Genomic DNA, 16411 nt, shown 5'->3' with positions numbered 1-16411 from the left:
AGAGCACGAGAAGGAACGATTGTGACACTACCGCTCGAAGGAGTTCGCGTTATCGAAGTGGGTCAGGCACTGGCCGGGCCTCTCGCCGGCGTGCTGCTGGCCGACATGGGTGCCGACGTCATCAAGATCGAGAAGCCGGATGGCGGTGACGATGCGCGCATCTGGGGCCCTCCGTTCGGCCCGGATGGTGTGACCTCGCTCTACTTCCACAGCCAGAACCGCAACAAGCGCTCCGTCGTCCTCGACCTGAAGCTGGCGGCCGACGTCGAAGCGCTGCATCGTCTCTGTGAGAACGCCGATATCCTGATCCAGAATCTCCGGCCAGGTGTCGTCGACGAAATCGGCATCGGCCCGGATACGATGCTCGAGCGTCATCCGCGGCTCATCTATTGCTCGATCTGGGCCTTCGGTTATCAGGGGCCGATGCGCATGAAGCCGGGTTTCGATCCACTGCTGCAGGCCTATGGCGCCATGATGAGTGTCACCGGTCGGCCCGAAGATCCGCCGACCTTCTGCGGTGCCTCGATCAACGACAAGGCGACGGGCATGTTCTGCACGATCGGCGCGCTGGCGGCATTGCGGCTGCGCGATCGCACGGGCAAGGGCTGCCTCGTCGACACTTCACTGTTCGACTCGGCCGTGCATTGGGTCGAGGGGCAACTCAACAACTATCTCTCGGACAATCAGCCACCCAAGCGGCATGGCACTGGTTCCGGCGCCATCGTTCCTTACCAGCTCTTTGAAACGACCGACGCTCCGGTTTGCCTCGCAGCGGGCAACGATCGCCTGTGGGCGCGGTGTGCCAAAGTGCTGGGCCATCCGGAATGGGGAACGGATCCGCGCTTCGCCACGAGCGCGCAACGCGTGCGCAATCGCGCCGAACTGGTGCCGTTGATCGCGTCGGTAATGCGCCACAAGAGCCGCGCGCACTGGCTGGCAGCCCTCGAAGAAGCGGGCGTGCCCTGCAGCCCAGTGAACGATATCTCCGAACTCGCCGCGACCGAACAGTTGGCTGCGGCAGATCTGGTGCATCAGCTTCCCGATGGTGGTCCTCGCGTCGTTGGTCTGCCGATCTCCTTCGATCGCAAGCGCCCGCGTTCGACACGCCCGGCGCCAACGCTCGGCCAGCATACGCAGGAAGTGCTGGGTCGTCCGGCAAAGTAGCGATCGGCAAATTGAGGACCAGCGCGCGAGGACGGATAATTCTTGTCTGTCCCCGCCACCTATTGATCACACACCGCCGCGCTCCAGACAGCTAGCATCTCCGCCTGCTTGAAACAGCCGTGGAGATGACCTTGACGTCGATCGACGCGAAGGGACCGGAGCATGGCCCGACGATGAAGGGCCGCCTGAAGGACGTATTACGTCCTTTCGCTGCGGCTCTGCCTTCATTCTCGGGATTGCCGTCGTGGGCCCGCACCATGCGCGTGCTGCAGCACCACGGCTTCGCGCCGCAGACAGTCTTCGACATTGGCGTCGGCTATGGCACTTTCCCGCTCTACCGTGCGTTTCCGAACGCGTTTTATCATTTGGTCGACCCGGCACGGGAGTCCTACGCCTACATGCAGCGCCTTGCGAAGCAATTGCGCTGCGAGTTGCACGCAGTCGCGCTAGGGGATCGCGACGGCGATGCCGCACTCGAGGTACGTGGCGACATCCAGGAGTCGACTCTTCTCGAAGAGGTCGGGCCACGGCGCGTGCGACGAATCGATCGCGTCCCGTTGCGCCGCTTCGACAGCCTGTTTGGACCGATTACCGGTCCGTCGCTTTGCAAGATCGACGTGCAGGGTGCCGAACTCATGGTGCTTGCCGGTATGACAGGCCGGCTCGCCGAGATTGATGCGCTGGTCATCGAAACCAGCACGATCGCCACAGTGAAAGGCGGCGCTGAAGTGCGCGACGTGGTGAGCTTCCTCGGCGATCACGGCTTCGTCCTTGCCGACATCGTCGGATTGCGCCGGCGTCCGCTCGATGACGCCACCGCGCAACTCGATCTGCTGTTCGTGCCACACGATAAAAACTTGCGCGCTGACCGACGGTGGGCTGCGTCGGCTTGAACATCTAAGTCGCAGGCGTGCTCACAAGAGTCGTTGCCGTATCGGGGACACCCAAGACTTATCATTGCGCGTTCAGTGGCCAATCTGTGATCGCCCGTCGCGAAGTCGGGCGCCTCTTGCCCTGTTGCTGTGCAGACGCAACATCGCATCTGCGTCGCAAGCCAGAAGGACGCCGCCGCAAACTCCTGCGACGAGTTGTCAAGCCTCCTGCATGCAACCGGAATGATTTCGGTGTCGTTTCTTCGTTCGTGGGGCATGATGCCGTAAACCCGCCATATGGCGGCTATAATCGTCGTAGGTGTGGAATTTTCTGGAAACGGGATGAGGATCACGAACCTGGTGAAGCAGACCGTGGGGGTCGGATTGCTGCTCTTGTCGGGGTGTGAGGTAGCTCGCTCGGCACGTGATGATCTCGCCCGTCTGACGGGCCCCTCAACAGCGCCTTCGCAGGTGCGAAAGAATACTCCGCCGAAGCCGCAGCCAGCCGCACAGGCAGCCAGCGTTCAGGCGGCCAGCATACGGCCCGGCGCTTCGACATCGACGGTCGAGGCGTCGGCCGCTGCAGCCCCATCGGACCGCGTTGCGGCCGCTCAGGGAACAGCCGTAGCGGTGCCGGGGACAGACGACGCAGCAGTCCTGCGTACAGGTACCAGTGAAAGGGAGCTCCGGGCGATGCTCGGCCCCCCAACAAGCGAGGAGGACCATCCGCCGGGTAAGCAGTGGCGGTATCAGGACGGCAAGTGCACGATCGACATCCAGCTCTACCCGGATGTCGAGACCAAACAGTTTGGAACTCTTGCGTACAAGGTGAAGAGCGATGACAACACAGATGAAGGCAGACGTCTCTGCGTGGCCCAGCTCCAATCCCGTGTTCAAGCCCGTCGTTGACGGCGAGAGTGAGGGGAAAATTCGCGTCGTCTTTGCTGAGGATGATGACGATTTCCGGGAAGCCGTGAGCTGCGAGCTCGCCGACTATGGCTTCGACGTAATTCCTTTCGCCGACGGCAAATTCCTGCTCGATGCTTTCGCTCAGGGGATCGATGCCGATATCATTCTGCTCGACTGGAGCATGCCCAGCGTGTCGGGCATCGACCTGTTGCCAAAGCTTCGGCATATGGGCGTCGTCCTGCCGGTCGTATTCCTGACCGGTCGCACACTACCTGCCTACGAAAAGGAGGCGTTCGACCGCGGAGCCCTCGACTTCGTCGACAAATCGCGCGGGGTACCGATCCTCGCGCAGCGCCTGCGCTTGATCGCCGATTCGCATAAGAAGTCAGCTGACCCTGAGTTCGAAGGTAACTTCCACTGCGGCCGGTTGCTGTTGAAGCCTGGCATCAGCCGTGCTTACTGGGACGACGCTGACGTCAACCTGACGTTGACCGAGTTCAAGATCGTGCATTTGCTCGCCTCGAGCATCGGCACCTATGTCACGTACCGCGCCGTCTACGATTGCATGCACTACGTGGGCTTCATCGCGGGGAGCGGCGAGAATGGCTATCGAACAAACGTCCGCTCCTGCATCAAGCGGATCAGAAACAAGTTCCGAGCCATCGATCCCGATTTCGGCGAAATCGATAACTATCAATCCTTCGGCTACCGCTGGGGTAAAACCTAGTACAGCAACGCGAGGTTGGCGGCCGGCACTACGCCGGCTCGCCGCCTCGCTGACACTGAAGCTCATCGTCCTCGTCGGCATCTTCCTGGCTCTGCCCGTTGTGCTCTATGGGCAGTTCGAAAGTGCCGATAGCCAGATGCGCGCACTTGTGACGCGTGCCATCCAAGACCGCTCCGCCCTGATCGCCGAGGCGCTGACGCCGATCCTCAAAGAGACCGATCCGACGGCGCCGATGGCGCTGAACTATGAGCTCGCCAAGTACGGCAGCGACGGTACGGTCCTCAAGCTGATGTTCCAACCGCCGGCCGACAAGGCGACCGGACGGTTCTATCTCGTTGGTTCAGCGCCAGCGATCCGTCCCGAGGCGATAGCCGCCGAACTCGACGAGCTGCGTCAGCGCGGCATCCTGCAGCGCCTTTCCGAGGCCTGCATGTGGGATGCGTCCAACGAGATCCGCTACAAGCAGGCCGACGGTTCGATCGAACTTTTGACCTCGATCATCCCGATTCGGGCGCGCGGCAATTGCTGGGTGCTCACCTCCACGCACGTCACGTCGGAGTTCCTCAACACGTCGATCGGCCGGCCCTACTGGGAAACGCGCGAGATCCGGGTCGCTGCTGCAATCTATCTGGTGGTCGCTGTGCTTGCCTTACTGATTGCGATCAGCATCCGGCTGAGCCTCGGCCGGTTCCGCAATGTTGCCAACGAGATCAGCCAGGGCCGCATCGGCGATTCTGCCTTCACCCGGCAGAACGTCGTTCCCGAACTCTCGAGTGTGGCGCGCGATTTTGACAAGCTGGTGCACGAACTGCGCCGCGTGTCGCGACAGATCCGGCAATCGGCCGAGGACAATGCGCACTCGTTCAAGACGCCGCTCGCCGCCGTGCAATCGGCACTGCGACCGGTGCGCCGCGCGGTGCCCGAGACGGACCAACGTGCCCGACGGGCGCTGGAGATTGTCGACTCCTCCCTCGCCCGCCTGCTCGCCCTGGTCAACGCCGCGCAACACTACGATACGGCGACGGCCGATTTGATCGAAGCACCACGCGTGCCGACAGATCTGACGCAGCTTGTCGGCGACGCAGCGCGGCACTTCCGTGAGATCCTGGCCGCACGTGACATCAGGCTGATCCGCCGGCTCGACGAGCGTGCGATGGTCCGCGCTGGCCACGGCATGCTCGAAGTGGCCCTGCAGAACGTCCTCGAGAATGCCATCAGCTTCTCGCCCCAAAGCTCAGCCATCATCGTAACGCTCACGGCCAACGACGAGACGGTGGAGCTGCAAGTCGACGATCAGGGACCCGGCATCGATCCTGCCAAGGTCGATCATATCTTCGAGCGCTACTTCTCCTCACGGCCCGAGGTCGGGATCGGGTCGGACGGAGCGGTCGAACATTCGGGGCTGGGCCTATGGATCGTACGGCGCAATATCGAAGCCCTGGGCGGTCAGGTCAGCGCCGTGAACCGCCTCGGCGGCGGCTTGTCGATCGTCATCGTCCTGCCACGTAACGGCCACCAATAAAGGCTCGAAAGCGCGGTCTGCGAGACACAGCTTGATCACTGGTCGGCGCAGTGGGCGCTCCTTAGCTTCGTGCAAGCAAATGCCTCGCGCGGAGTTCCATGGACACCATCCCCGACCTCGGCCGCTTTCATCAGCAGGGTTCGGCCCAGATTCATCCCGTCATCCTGTCCGGCGGTGCCGGCACACGCCTGTGGCCACTGTCGCGCGCATCCTATCCCAAGCAACTTCTGAAGCTGGTCTCTGATCGCACGCTGCTCCAAGAAACGGCAATGCGCGGACTGGTTGATGTCGGGTTCGCCGCGCCTGTTGTCGTCTGCAACCTCGAGCATCGCTTCCTGGTCGCCGACCAACTCGAAGAGGTCGGCATAAAGCCGCAGACGCTGCTGCTGGAACCTCTGGCACGCAACACCGGGCCGGCAATCGCCACCGCCGCGCTATGGCTGCTGCGACAGGATCCCGAAGCGCTGATGCTGGTGCAGCCGTCCGATCATGTGATCGCGACACTGCCGCCGTTTCATCAGGCCGTCATGCAGGGCATGGCGGCGGCTCGAGCGGGACGCCTCGTCACCTTCGGCATCAAGCCAAGTCGGCCCGATACCGGTTACGGCTATATCCAAGGCGGCACGCCACTCGAAGGCAACGATGGTGTGCTCGATGTCGAGCGCTTCGTCGAGAAGCCGGATCGCGATACGGCACAGCGCTTCGTCGACAGTGGCGCATTCTTCTGGAACAGCGGGATCTTCCTCCTGGGCGCCCGCGCTTATCTGGACGAGCTGGCGAGCATCAATCCCGCCATGCTCGACGCGTGCCGCACCGCTCTCGAATCGGCTCGCGGCGAAGCAGATTGCCATCACCTCGATGCCGAGGCCTTCGGGCGGGCGCCGGCACTGTCGATCGACCATGCCGTGATGGAGCATACAGACCACGCTGCCGTGGTTCCCGTCGACATGGCCTGGAACGACGTTGGTTCGTGGCCCGCCCTGCATGGCGTCGCTACGGGCGATGCCGACGGCAACGTGATCCAGGGTGACGTCGTGCAGGATGGCGTCAGCAATTCGTATCTGCGATCCGAAGGCCGTCTGCTGGCAGCCGTCGGCCTCGACGGCATCACGGTCGTCGCGACCGACGACGCCGTACTGGTCGCCGGTGCCGACTCTGCAGGCGCCGTCTCGCGCATCGTCCAACGTCTGCGCCGTGAGAACAGGTCTGAACCGCTCAGGCATTCGACCTGTCACCGGCCCTGGGGCAACTACCGCACCATCGATGCTGGCAATCGCTTCCAGGTAAAGCACATCTCCGTGAAGCCGGGCGGCAAGCTCAGCCTGCAGAAGCACTACCATCGCGCCGAACATTGGGTCGTGGTGCATGGCACGGCCATCGTCCAATGCGGCGAAGAGCGCCGGCTGCTGCACGAGAACCAGTCCATCTACATCCCCATCGGCACGGAACATCGTCTCGAGAATCCGGGAAAGCTGACGCTGGAGCTGATCGAAGTGCAGTCCGGCGGCTATCTCGGCGAGGACGATATCGTGCGCTTGTCCGACAACTACGGCCGCGTCTGATGCTTTTTGAAGGCAATGCCCCGGATTGGTCACACCCTCCGACTGCCCTGGGCGGTATCTCCAGCGTTGTTCCTCGGAGGGACGCCTTTTCAATCCTCGATTGAGGTGAAGCCATGTCGACCAATATCGTCGCCGCCTCGTTCCGCGTTTGCGGCATCGTCTGCGCTCTCGGTGTGCTTGCTGCCTGCGAGAGCGATCCCACACCGATCGTCAATGACTCTCAGAGTCTCAACCTTGCACCGACCGGTCGTACCGGCGGCAACGGCGGCCTAGGCGCGGTCTCCAGCGACTATCGTCTCGGTCCCAATGACCGGACGCGCATCACCGTGTTTGGCCAACCGAACCTGACGGGCGAGTTCATGCTCGATGGCAATGGCTCGGTCGCCTTCCCACTGATCGGCAACATCAATGCCGACGGTATGACGCCGCGCGAACTGCAGCAGGCGATCGCAGGCAAACTCGACCCTGACTATCTGCGCAATCCCAGCGTCAGCGTCGAAGTGCTGACGCGCCGTCCCTTCTATGTGCTGGGTGAAGTCCAGAAGCCCGGCAACTACCCCTATGTCACCGACATCACGGCGCTGAACGCCGTGGCGATGGCCGGCGGCTATACCTACCGCGCCAAGACCACCGAGTTCTACATCAAGCGCCTCGACAAGGAGGGCAAGATGGTTCGCGTCGTCGCTAAGCCCGAGACCATCGTCCGTCCCGGTGACACCCTCGAAGTTCGCGAGCGGTATTTCTAATGGATCATGGCTCCGGCGCTCCCTCTCAGCTTCCGCGGCGGCGCACGGCTCTGCGTGCTGTGCCGCCGCCCGGGAGATATTTGCCGGAGGCACAACCGTTTCGCCTTCCACCGATGCCGGAGCCGGATGGTCTCGGTGAAACCTTGCGCAAGCTGTGGCGGCACCGCAGTCTAATTCTTGCCTGCACGATCGTACTCGGCGGCGCGGCTGTCTTCGCCGCCTGGTCAATGCCTTCCTATTATGTGTCGGAAGCCCGCGTTCTCGTTGGCCTCCAGGCGCCGCGTGTGCTCAACGTCGAATCCGTCCTCGCTGACGTCAGCCCGGATGCCGAACGCGTCCAGAACGAAGGCTTCATCCTGCAGTCGCGCGCCATCGCGCGGCAGGTCATCGACCAGCTCCAGCTCCGCGACGATCCCGAGTTCAATCCGGCTCTGCGCAAGCAATCGAGTTGGGCGCGTTTCACCGACCTCAACAATCTTTTGCCTGAGCCGCTCAAGGCATGGCTGGGACGCACGCCGGCCAAGGAAACGCCGGCCCTCAGCGCCGAGGACAGCGACAACCGCATGATCGACACGCTGCTGTCGCGCGTCGATGTGTCGACGCTCGGCCGCTCGCATGTACTCAGCGTCAAGGCCGAGGCGCAGAGCCCCGCGATGGCAGCCAATCTCGCCAACGCATTGGCCGAGCGCTATCTCGACTATCAGCGCCAAGAAAAAATCAGCTCGATGGACCGGATCGACAAGTTCCTCATGGGTCGCATCGCCGAGCTGCGCGAGCAAGTGACGAAGTCGGATCAGGCAGTCGAGGACTATCGCCGCAAGAATGAGCTCTACAAGAGCACCGGAAGCGGCGTCACAGCCCAGCAGCTCAATGAACTCAACAGCCAGCTCATCGCGGCCCAGACCGCCAAGGCCGAGGCCGATTCGCGGCTCGCCGAAGCACAAGAGATGCGCAAGGGCGGGTTGGGCGGCGAGAGCGTGCCCGACGTCCTGCGTTCACCGCTGATCGGAGCGCTGAAGCAACAGCTTGCGGATTCCGAGCGTCGGGCAGCGGAGATGGCGGCATCGCTCGGCGCCCGCCACCCCTCGATGGCCAAGGCACGCGCCGAAGTGGGCAACATCAATGCCCGCGTCAATGCCGAGGTCGCCAAGATCATCGATGGTCTGGCGCGCGAGGCGCGGACCACAACGGCTCGCTATGATGCCTTGTCCCAGAACTTCGAGCGCCTGAAGCAGCAGATGGGTGCGGTGAACGACAAGTCCATCCAGCTCGAGGCGCTGGAACGCGACGCCACCGTGAACCGCAACCTCCTCGAAGCGATGCTGGTGCGCGCCAAGCAGACAATGGGCACCGAGAACATTCTCGACGCCAATGCCAAGCTGGTCTCGGCCGCAGCCCCGGCGCAAGCACCCAGCTACCCGCCCAAGAGCCTGATCGCGCTGTTGGGAATCGCCGGCGGCCTGATGGTGGGAGCAGCGATCGCCCTGATGCGCGAAAGTGGCGATCATACCTTTCGCCGCGCCGACCAAATCGAAGCGATGACCGGCCTACCTGTCATTGCGATGATCCCCCAGATCAGCGGCCGCACGCCGCCTGCCATGCAGGTGCTGCGTCAGCCGACATCCATCTATAGCGAGGCGCTGCGTCGCCTCCATATCGGCGTCGAGTTGTCGGAGACCGCCGAGTCGCCGCGCACCATCATGTTCAGCTCGGCCACGCCGTCGGAAGGCAAGTCGGTGATGGTGTCTTCGCTCGGCCGGCTGCTGGCCAGCAACGGCAAGCGCGTGCTGCTGATCGACTGCGACTGGCGTAGCCCACGGTTGCACCAGATCTTCCACTGCGGCAATCGAGCCGGTCTCGCCAGCCTGCTGACCGACAAGCCGGCAAGCCTCGACGAGGTTATTCATCACGACGCGCTTTCCGGCCTCGATGTCATGCCGGCCGGCCCTTGGAACCCGCGCCAGGCCCATCTGCTGAGCTCGGATCGCATGCGCCAGCTGCTCGACGCCTTGGCCTCGCATTACGAGTTCGTACTGCTCGACACCCCTCCCACACTGGTCACGGCCGATGTGCTGGCCCTGTCCCGCCTGGTCGAAAAGGTCGTGTTCGTCGTGCGGTGGGGCCATACGCGGCAGGAGAGCGCTCTCGAGGCACTGAAGCAGATCGTCGACGCCCAGGGCAGCGTCGCAGGTGTCGTGATGTCCCGAGTCGTCGCCAAGCAATATCGGCAGTACGGCTATCTCGCACCTTTCTACGAGTCTGCGCGGTCGACCCGCGCGAGCTTTCGCTCATGACCCCCGCCTCAAACGTCCTGTTCGTCTCGCGCTATTTCTGGCCCGAGCTCATCGGGTCAGCGCCGTTCAGCACCGACATTGCCGAATGGCTGACCCGACACGGGCGGCGCACGACAGTGGTGAGCGGCTTGCCGCACTATCCCGAACCGGAGGTCTTCCCGGCCTACCGTGACGGGAAGTGCCGGCGCGAGATCGTGGGCGGCAGCGCGGTCGAACGGTTGCCTGTCGGCGCACCAAGCGGCGGCGGCGCTCGCGCACGCATCGCCAATGAAGCCGAGTTCCTGCTGCGCGGCCTCGCGGCCCTGGTGACCGGTCGCGTCGACCGCCATCCCATCGTGCTGGCGCTCTGCCCGTCGATCCTGTCCGTGGCTCTCGGGATTGCCTCCAAGCGACGCAACGGTGTCTGTGTCGCCGTGGTGCACGATATCCAATCAGGCCTCGCCGAGAAGCTTGGCATGACGGGCGGTGGCAGTGGCCTTGCACGCCTGATGAGGACCTGCGAACGGCTCGTGCTCAATCGCACCGATCTCGTGGTGGTCCTGTCCGCCGAAATGAAGGACCAGCTCCGCCGCATCGGCGTGACCGTGCCCATCGAGGTCGTGCCGCTTTGGGTCGATACCGACCAGATCAAGGTTGTCGAACCCGTCGCACGCAGCTCTGTAAAAGTGCTCTACAGCGGGAATCTCGGCCGCAAGCAGGGGCTGGGCCAGATCGTCGACCTGGCTGCCGAACTCGCGGTGAGCCGCCCCGATATCGAGATCATCCTGCGGGGCAATGGCAGCCAGGGCCGCGAACTCGCCGCCGAAATCGCCCGTCGGCGTCTCGCGAACGTACATATCACCGAGCTGCAGCCGAACGAGGCGCTGGGGCCTGCGCTCTCGGCCGGAGATATTCATCTGGTGCCGCAGAATCCCGAGGCAGCCGCTTTCGCCGTGCCGTCCAAGGTGTTCAACATCATGGCGGTCGGCCGCCCCTTCGTCGCCACGGCGCTACCGGGCAGCGTGCTCTGGGAGCTGCAGCGCGAGAGCGGTGCTTTCCTTTGTGTGCCGCCCGGCGAGCCGTTGGGTTTTGCCGAAGCCGTGCTACGTCTGGCCGACGATACCTGGCTGCGCCAGGAACTCGGCCGCCGCGGCCGCGAATTCGTCGAGCTGAACTATGCCAAGCCGCGTGTCCTGGGCGCATTCATGAGCCGGCTCGATGCCCTCACCGCGCAACGGTGAGACTGTGTCGCGCCGCGTTCTGGTCTTCGAGCCGGATGCAGAGGGCCATTCGCAAGAGTGGCTACAGCATCTGATCGAGTTCGCAGCGGCTGACCGCGCCCGGCCGGCGATCTCCGTGGCAGCACCGGAAAAACTGTGTCTCGCACTTGCTCGATCGCTTCCTGCCGAGGTGATGGGAAGGGTCGAATTGCGGCCGCTCTCACCACAGGAACTGCGCTGGTGTACCGACCGGCGGCTTACGCTTGCAGCCCTTGCACGCTGGTGGACGATGCGGCGGCATCTTCAACAGAGCGGCGCCGACAGCGGATTCTTTCTTTCGCTCGACCTCCTCGCCCTGCCTTTGGCGCTTGGTCTCGGCGCCAAGGACAAAACAGTGTCGGGCATCCTGTTTCGACCTTCCGTGCATTACGGCAGCTTCGATGGTCATTGCACGCGCGGTGGCGAACGCTTGCGCGACGTGCGCAAGAATCTCTTCTATCGGTTGATGCTGCGTAATCCTGCGCTCGATCGGGTTCTCTCGCTTGATCCGTTCTTTCCTGCCTATGCTGCGCGACGCTACGCCAAAGGCCACAAGGTCGAGCATCTGCCGGATCCGACGCATCCGGTCGCGACCACGGTCCCGGCGGGCAATGACAACGGTCCGAAATCGAACGGCCGCACGACCTTTCTGTTGTTCGGTTACCTGACTGAACGCAAAGGCCCCCTGGTCGTTCTCGACGCGCTCGAACGTCTTACTCCTTCAACCGCCGCCAAGGTCGGCGTCGTGCTGGCTGGCCGTGTCGACCCGGCGTTGCGCAGCCGCCTCGAGGAGCGTTGCGCGCATCTTTCGACACTTCATCCGCGACTTTCACTGAGCATCGAAGACCGACGCCTCGACCAGGCGGAACTCGAGAGCCTGGTTCAACGCAGTGACGTTGTGCTGGCGCCCTATCAGCGCTTCGTCGGCTCGAGCGGTGTGCTGCTCTGGGCCGCTCGTGCCGGCAAGCCCGTGTTGGCGCAAGCGTACGGCCTCGTCGGGCACCTGACACGCGAACATCATCTCGGTCTCTCCGTCGATTCATCTGACCCTGTGGCAGTCGCTGCCGCGATCACACAAATGGCACAGGTCGGTCCATCATCGTTCATCGACCTCTCCGCTGCCCAAGCCTTCGCAGCTTCACAAACGCCACAACGCTTCGCCGCGACCGTGCTTGCCGCCTAGGCTGTGAAGCGGCCTCAGCATGATCACAACACATGCGCGAGCAGGCGTAGACAATCACCCCATATCGTCGAGACCCGCCCGTACGGAGCCTCTGATGAATTCTCGCTACAAGTCGCAATCGGCCGCTATGCCGATGGCGCATTCTCTCCCCGACGTCGTTACTGATGCCGTCGACACGACGGCACCCGTACTCGGTGCCGGTGGCCGCACGATCTCGGAAGCGATCGTGACGCGCCTCGTGGCGACGTTCGACGGTGCATGCATTCTCGGAGCTGGCGTCGCCGCTCTGCAATGGCGCGGCGCGACCATCGACTGGCGTCTCGAAGTCCTCGTCGTGTTGCTCGGCACCGTGCTCGGCCTCAACTTTCTGCACCTCGCTGGCGCGCATCGCTTCGCGCAGTTTGCCCATCTCGACAGCTCATTGGGACGCATGCTGCTCGGTTGGCTGGGGACCCTCTTCGTGCTGTTCCTGGCAGCCCTGTTCATCGAACCCATCAATGCCGCCGATGGCTCATGGATCGCGGCTTGGTTCGCGGGCAGCATCACCCTCTTGGGTGCAGGCCGCATCTTCCTGCGCCGACGGATGCAACGTTGGGCGCAGGAGGGCCGCTTGGGTGAGCGCATCGCGGTCGTCGGCGCCGGGCCGGTCGCTCAGCATCTGTTGCGCGATCTGAACGGCACCTCGGCAACCTCGAACCTGCGAGTTGTCGGCGTCTACGATGATGAAGCGGGAAACCTGCCGCACCGCTGCATGGGTCACGACATCCTTGGCCGCGTCGACGATCTGGTCAATGACGTCCGCCGCCACGGCATCGACACGGTAATCGTTGCATTGCCACTCGGCGCCGATCGCCAACTCGTCGAGACGCTGAACAAACTCGCCCTTGTGCCGGTCGATGTTCGGCTTTGCCCCGACGTTTTTGGTCTTCGGCTCGGTGCCGTCTCCGTGAGCCATATCGGCGGCCACACATTCCTCAATGCCATCGATCGGCCGCTGCGCGACTGGCGATGGATTGCTAAGGGCATCGAGGATCGGCTGATCGCGGCCGGTATCGTCACCTTGATCTCGCCGCTCCTGCTGGCGATTGCCATCCTGATCAAGCTCGATAGCCCAGGGCCGGTGTTCTTCCGCCAGAAGCGCTATGGCTTCAACAACAGGCTGATCGAGGTGTGGAAGTTCCGCACCATGTACCACGAGAAGAGTGACGCGAACGCCGAGCAGCTCACGCGGCGCGGCGATCCTCGCATCACTCGCTTCGGCGCCTTCCTGCGCCGTACCAGCCTCGACGAGCTTCCGCAATTCCTGAACGTGCTGCGCGGTGACATGTCGGTCGTCGGCCCGCGCCCGCACGCTACGGCCGCCAAAGCTGGCACTCTCCTCTATCAAGAGGCGGTCAAGTACTACGACGCCCGTCACCGCGTGAAACCGGGCATCACTGGTTGGGCCCAGGTCAATGGTTGGCGAGGCGAGACCGACACCGTCGAACAAATACGGAAGCGTGTCGAGCATGACCTCTACTACATCGAGCATTGGTCGATCGGCTTCGACCTCAGAATCATCTTCCGCACCGCGTTCGGCGGCTTCACCGGTCGCAACGCCTTCTGAAGAGCGGCTGGGTCGGCCACCGCGCTGCCTGTGGTTGACGCTCGCGGACCCCGAGCCACGCCACAATGGTCAGTTCATCTATTCGGGTGGCTTGATCGATGCGATGCGCTCGGCCGGCAGCGAAGTCGAGGTGTTAGGCCTGCGCCGCGCCGAGTCAAATAAAGGCAACGGCTGGCGCGAGGATCACATCGTCTGGTGGCTGCCAGACGACACGCCACATTCACGTTGGGGAAGCCTCGCTTCCGCGCTGCCGCACACCGCTTATCGTTGCCGCACCTCGGGCATGCGCCGCACGCTCGATGAGCTGCTGCAGTACGGTGATTGGGATGGCGTCGTTTTCGATGGCATTTCGGTGGGCTGGGCGCTGCCGCGTGTGCTCGACTTCTATGCCGGCCGACCCAATCGGCCGCGGCTGATCTACGTCTCGCACAATCATGAAGAAAGCGTGCGAGCGCAGATCGCCGAAAGCCAGCCACTGTTCTTGAAACGTCAGGCCGTGCGTCTCGACGCGCTCAAGGTGTCGTGGTTGGAGCGCGACCTGGTCGACGCGGTCGATTTCGTTACCGCCATCACACCAGAAGATCTTTCCCTCTATCGCCGCCGCCGCTGTGACAAACCCATGGGCGTGCTGACGCCAGGCTATTGCGGCCGCCGCATTGAGAAACGGCAGCTCTCGGAGGACCTGCCGCGCCGGGCCGTCATCGTCGGCAGCTACGACTGGATTGCCAAGCGCATGAACCTGGCCGAGTTCGTCGGCATCGCCGACCCGATGTTCGCCGAAGCGCATGCCGAGTTGCAGGCCGTCGGCAGCGCCGATGAGACCTTCCTGGCTCAACTTCGCCAGAAGGCCAATGCCACCGAATTCACCGGCACCGTTCCGGAGATCGGGCCCTTCCTCGACAATGCCCGGATCGCCATCGTGCCCGAGCGCAACGGTGGCGGCTTCAAGCTCAAGGTGCTGGAGTATGTCTTCAACCGCGTGCCTGTCTTCGCACTGACGGGGTCCTTCGCAGGTGTACCCCTGCGCCACAACGACAGCGTCATGCTGTTTCCCGACCACGCCGCTTTGGCACATGGCGTGCTCGAAGCAATCGACGACCTTGACTTGCTGAACCGTCTGCAGGAACGCGCCTTTGCGGCGTGCCGCGATCAGTTCGACTGGTCGAGCCGTGGCCGCCAGATCTTGTCAGCGATCGCCGAGCCGTGATGACAGCAGAAGCGATAGGCCTGGAGACTCCTGCGCGACGCCTGACCGGAATCGATCTGGCATTGATCGCGCTCTTCCTGATCGGCCTCTATCTCGGCGTTTCTCTCCAGATCACTTCCAAAATTCCCCTCACCTGCGCTCCATCGGGCTTTGCCGGCCTGATCATGCTGTGGCGCCGACGAGACGATATCCAGCCCCGTCATCTCGCTGGCCTTCTGGGGGTGGTCGCGCTCTATCTCGTCTCGATCCTGATTGCGACCGACCTCGCCTTCCTCAGCAAGCGATTCACTGGCCTCGTGCAGCTCACTTATGGGCTGGTGATCGGCTATGGCCTGTTTCTGACCTTGCTTCGTGCGGAGCGGCGACAGATCGCCGGGATTTTGCTGGGTTTCTGTATCTTCATCATCATCGGCTGCGTTCTGGAGAATCATACAGGTCTGCGCGCGATCAGCGACAGGGTACGCGAGAAGATCTACGACTCGGGCGTCGTCTATGATGCCGATCTCCGCGACCAACTCCTCTATGGTCACATCAGACCGAAGCTGTTCACCTCCGAACCCTCGGCCGTGACCTTCGCCTACACGCATTACTGTGCGGCCTGGCTGGTGGTGAGCCCGTGGCGCTGGAAGCTCCCGATCTATCTCGGACTCGTGGGCCTCGCGATGATCGTGCTGCCAGGCCCGACCCTCGTCCTGATGTTGCTCCTGATGATCCCCTACCTCATCCTGCTCTCCGGAGCGAACCGTCGGCGCTCACCGACGCGAATCGTGGGCATGATCGCGCTTTCCGTAGTGGTGCTGGGCATTACCGTAGCTGTGGGGCAGTCGCTGTTCGCCGCCCGCCTGGCCGAGCTGTCGCGCGGCGAGGATGCGAGCTTCTTCTATCGCTTCACCGGACCGATGTTGGTGGCCTTCGACATCTTCCGTCACTTCCCCGTGGCCGGCGCAGGCCTCACCGGCGAATCCTTCATCACGGACAATGTGATGAACGTCTACATGAACTCGCCGTCTTTCCAGGCCGCCTGGCGCATCAGCCGAATCGGCGACGTGTTGACCAACTATTTCTGGCTGCACTGGATCTATCTCGGCCTGGTGGGGGGCGTGATCATGTTCGCGGCGCTCTCCGTGTGGCTGCGGATGCTGGGTGTACCGAGCGTTCTCTACTGCTGGGCTGTATGGCTGATCCTGGGGCAGGCTTCGGGTTCCTACGTTGGCCCCAAGACCTGGGCCGTGCTGCTGATCGCCGCTGGCACCTCGATCCTGAGCACACGCGCAACCCGCGAACAGCTCGCCATGTCGCGCTGGCAATCTCTCGTCCCTCCGAGGTTCGCGACATAATCCGATCGGCATATGGATGTCGCCTTCGCCCCCAGACGGGCCAG

Annotated in this window: 12 protein-coding genes; all 12 read left to right on the top strand. The window is 63.1% G+C overall.

Annotation, left to right across the window (positions count from 1 at the left end; genetic code table 11):
• Nucleotides 1–21: 21 nt before the first annotated feature.
• The 12 genes from EPO50_RS16065 to EPO50_RS16010 all read left to right on the top strand — a co-directional run bounded on the left by EPO50_RS16065 (nucleotide 22) and on the right by EPO50_RS16010 (nucleotide 16367).
• Entirely contained in the window at nucleotides 22–1164 is a 1143-nt protein-coding gene (locus EPO50_RS16065) for a CaiB/BaiF CoA-transferase family protein (RefSeq protein ID WP_296345758.1), read from the top strand.
• A 257-nt stretch (nucleotides 1165–1421) separates the two neighbouring features.
• Complete coding sequence (locus EPO50_RS16060; protein ID WP_296345756.1) at nucleotides 1422–2057, top strand: FkbM family methyltransferase; 636 nt, start codon at nucleotides 1422–1424, stop codon at nucleotides 2055–2057.
• Between the two features lie 829 nt (nucleotides 2058–2886).
• Nucleotides 2887–3672, top strand: a complete 786-nt coding sequence (locus EPO50_RS16055) for a response regulator transcription factor (protein ID WP_296345754.1) — start codon at nucleotides 2887–2889, stop codon at nucleotides 3670–3672.
• A 136-nt stretch (nucleotides 3673–3808) separates the two neighbouring features.
• Nucleotides 3809–5194, top strand: a complete 1386-nt coding sequence (locus EPO50_RS16050; protein WP_296345753.1) for a sensor histidine kinase KdpD — start codon at nucleotides 3809–3811, stop codon at nucleotides 5192–5194.
• A 98-nt stretch (nucleotides 5195–5292) separates the two neighbouring features.
• Nucleotides 5293–6756, top strand: a complete 1464-nt coding sequence (locus EPO50_RS16045; RefSeq protein ID WP_296345751.1) for a mannose-1-phosphate guanylyltransferase/mannose-6-phosphate isomerase — start codon at nucleotides 5293–5295, stop codon at nucleotides 6754–6756.
• A gap of 113 nt (nucleotides 6757–6869) precedes the next feature.
• Nucleotides 6870–7502: a polysaccharide biosynthesis/export family protein gene (locus tag EPO50_RS16040; RefSeq protein ID WP_296345750.1), complete on the top strand. Its 633-nt coding sequence runs from the start codon at nucleotides 6870–6872 to the stop codon at nucleotides 7500–7502.
• Between the two features lie 113 nt (nucleotides 7503–7615).
• Nucleotides 7616–9796 carry a polysaccharide biosynthesis tyrosine autokinase gene (locus EPO50_RS16035; RefSeq protein ID WP_296345749.1) on the top strand — a complete coding sequence of 727 codons (2181 nt, stop codon included), beginning with the start codon at nucleotides 7616–7618 and terminating at the stop codon, nucleotides 9794–9796.
• A complete protein-coding gene (locus EPO50_RS16030; protein ID WP_296345747.1) occupies nucleotides 9793–11016 on the top strand; it encodes a glycosyltransferase family 4 protein in 1224 nt (407 codons plus the stop codon). The genes EPO50_RS16035 and EPO50_RS16030 overlap by 4 nt, the downstream gene beginning before the upstream one ends.
• Nucleotides 10994–12217, top strand: coding sequence for a glycosyltransferase (locus EPO50_RS16025; RefSeq protein ID WP_296345745.1), 1224 nt, complete (start codon nucleotides 10994–10996; stop codon nucleotides 12215–12217). Before EPO50_RS16030 ends, EPO50_RS16025 begins: the two co-directional genes overlap by 23 nt.
• 94 nt (nucleotides 12218–12311) lie before the next feature.
• Nucleotides 12312–13823, top strand: coding sequence for an undecaprenyl-phosphate glucose phosphotransferase (locus tag EPO50_RS16020; RefSeq protein WP_296345743.1), 1512 nt, complete (start codon nucleotides 12312–12314; stop codon nucleotides 13821–13823).
• Between the two features lie 34 nt (nucleotides 13824–13857).
• Complete coding sequence (locus EPO50_RS16015) at nucleotides 13858–15030, top strand: glycosyltransferase (protein WP_296345741.1); 1173 nt, start codon at nucleotides 13858–13860, stop codon at nucleotides 15028–15030.
• Entirely contained in the window at nucleotides 15030–16367 is a 1338-nt protein-coding gene (locus EPO50_RS16010) for a hypothetical protein (protein WP_296345740.1), read from the top strand. Before EPO50_RS16015 ends, EPO50_RS16010 begins: the two co-directional genes overlap by 1 nt.
• Nucleotides 16368–16411: the final 44 nt, after the last annotated feature.

Origin of the sequence: Reyranella sp. (genome assembly GCF_004297405.1) — a bacterium.
GTDB lineage: Bacteria > Pseudomonadota > Alphaproteobacteria > Reyranellales > Reyranellaceae > Reyranella.
Note: the sequence above shows the minus strand (reverse complement) of the source record. Positions and strands in the feature narration are given on the sequence as shown.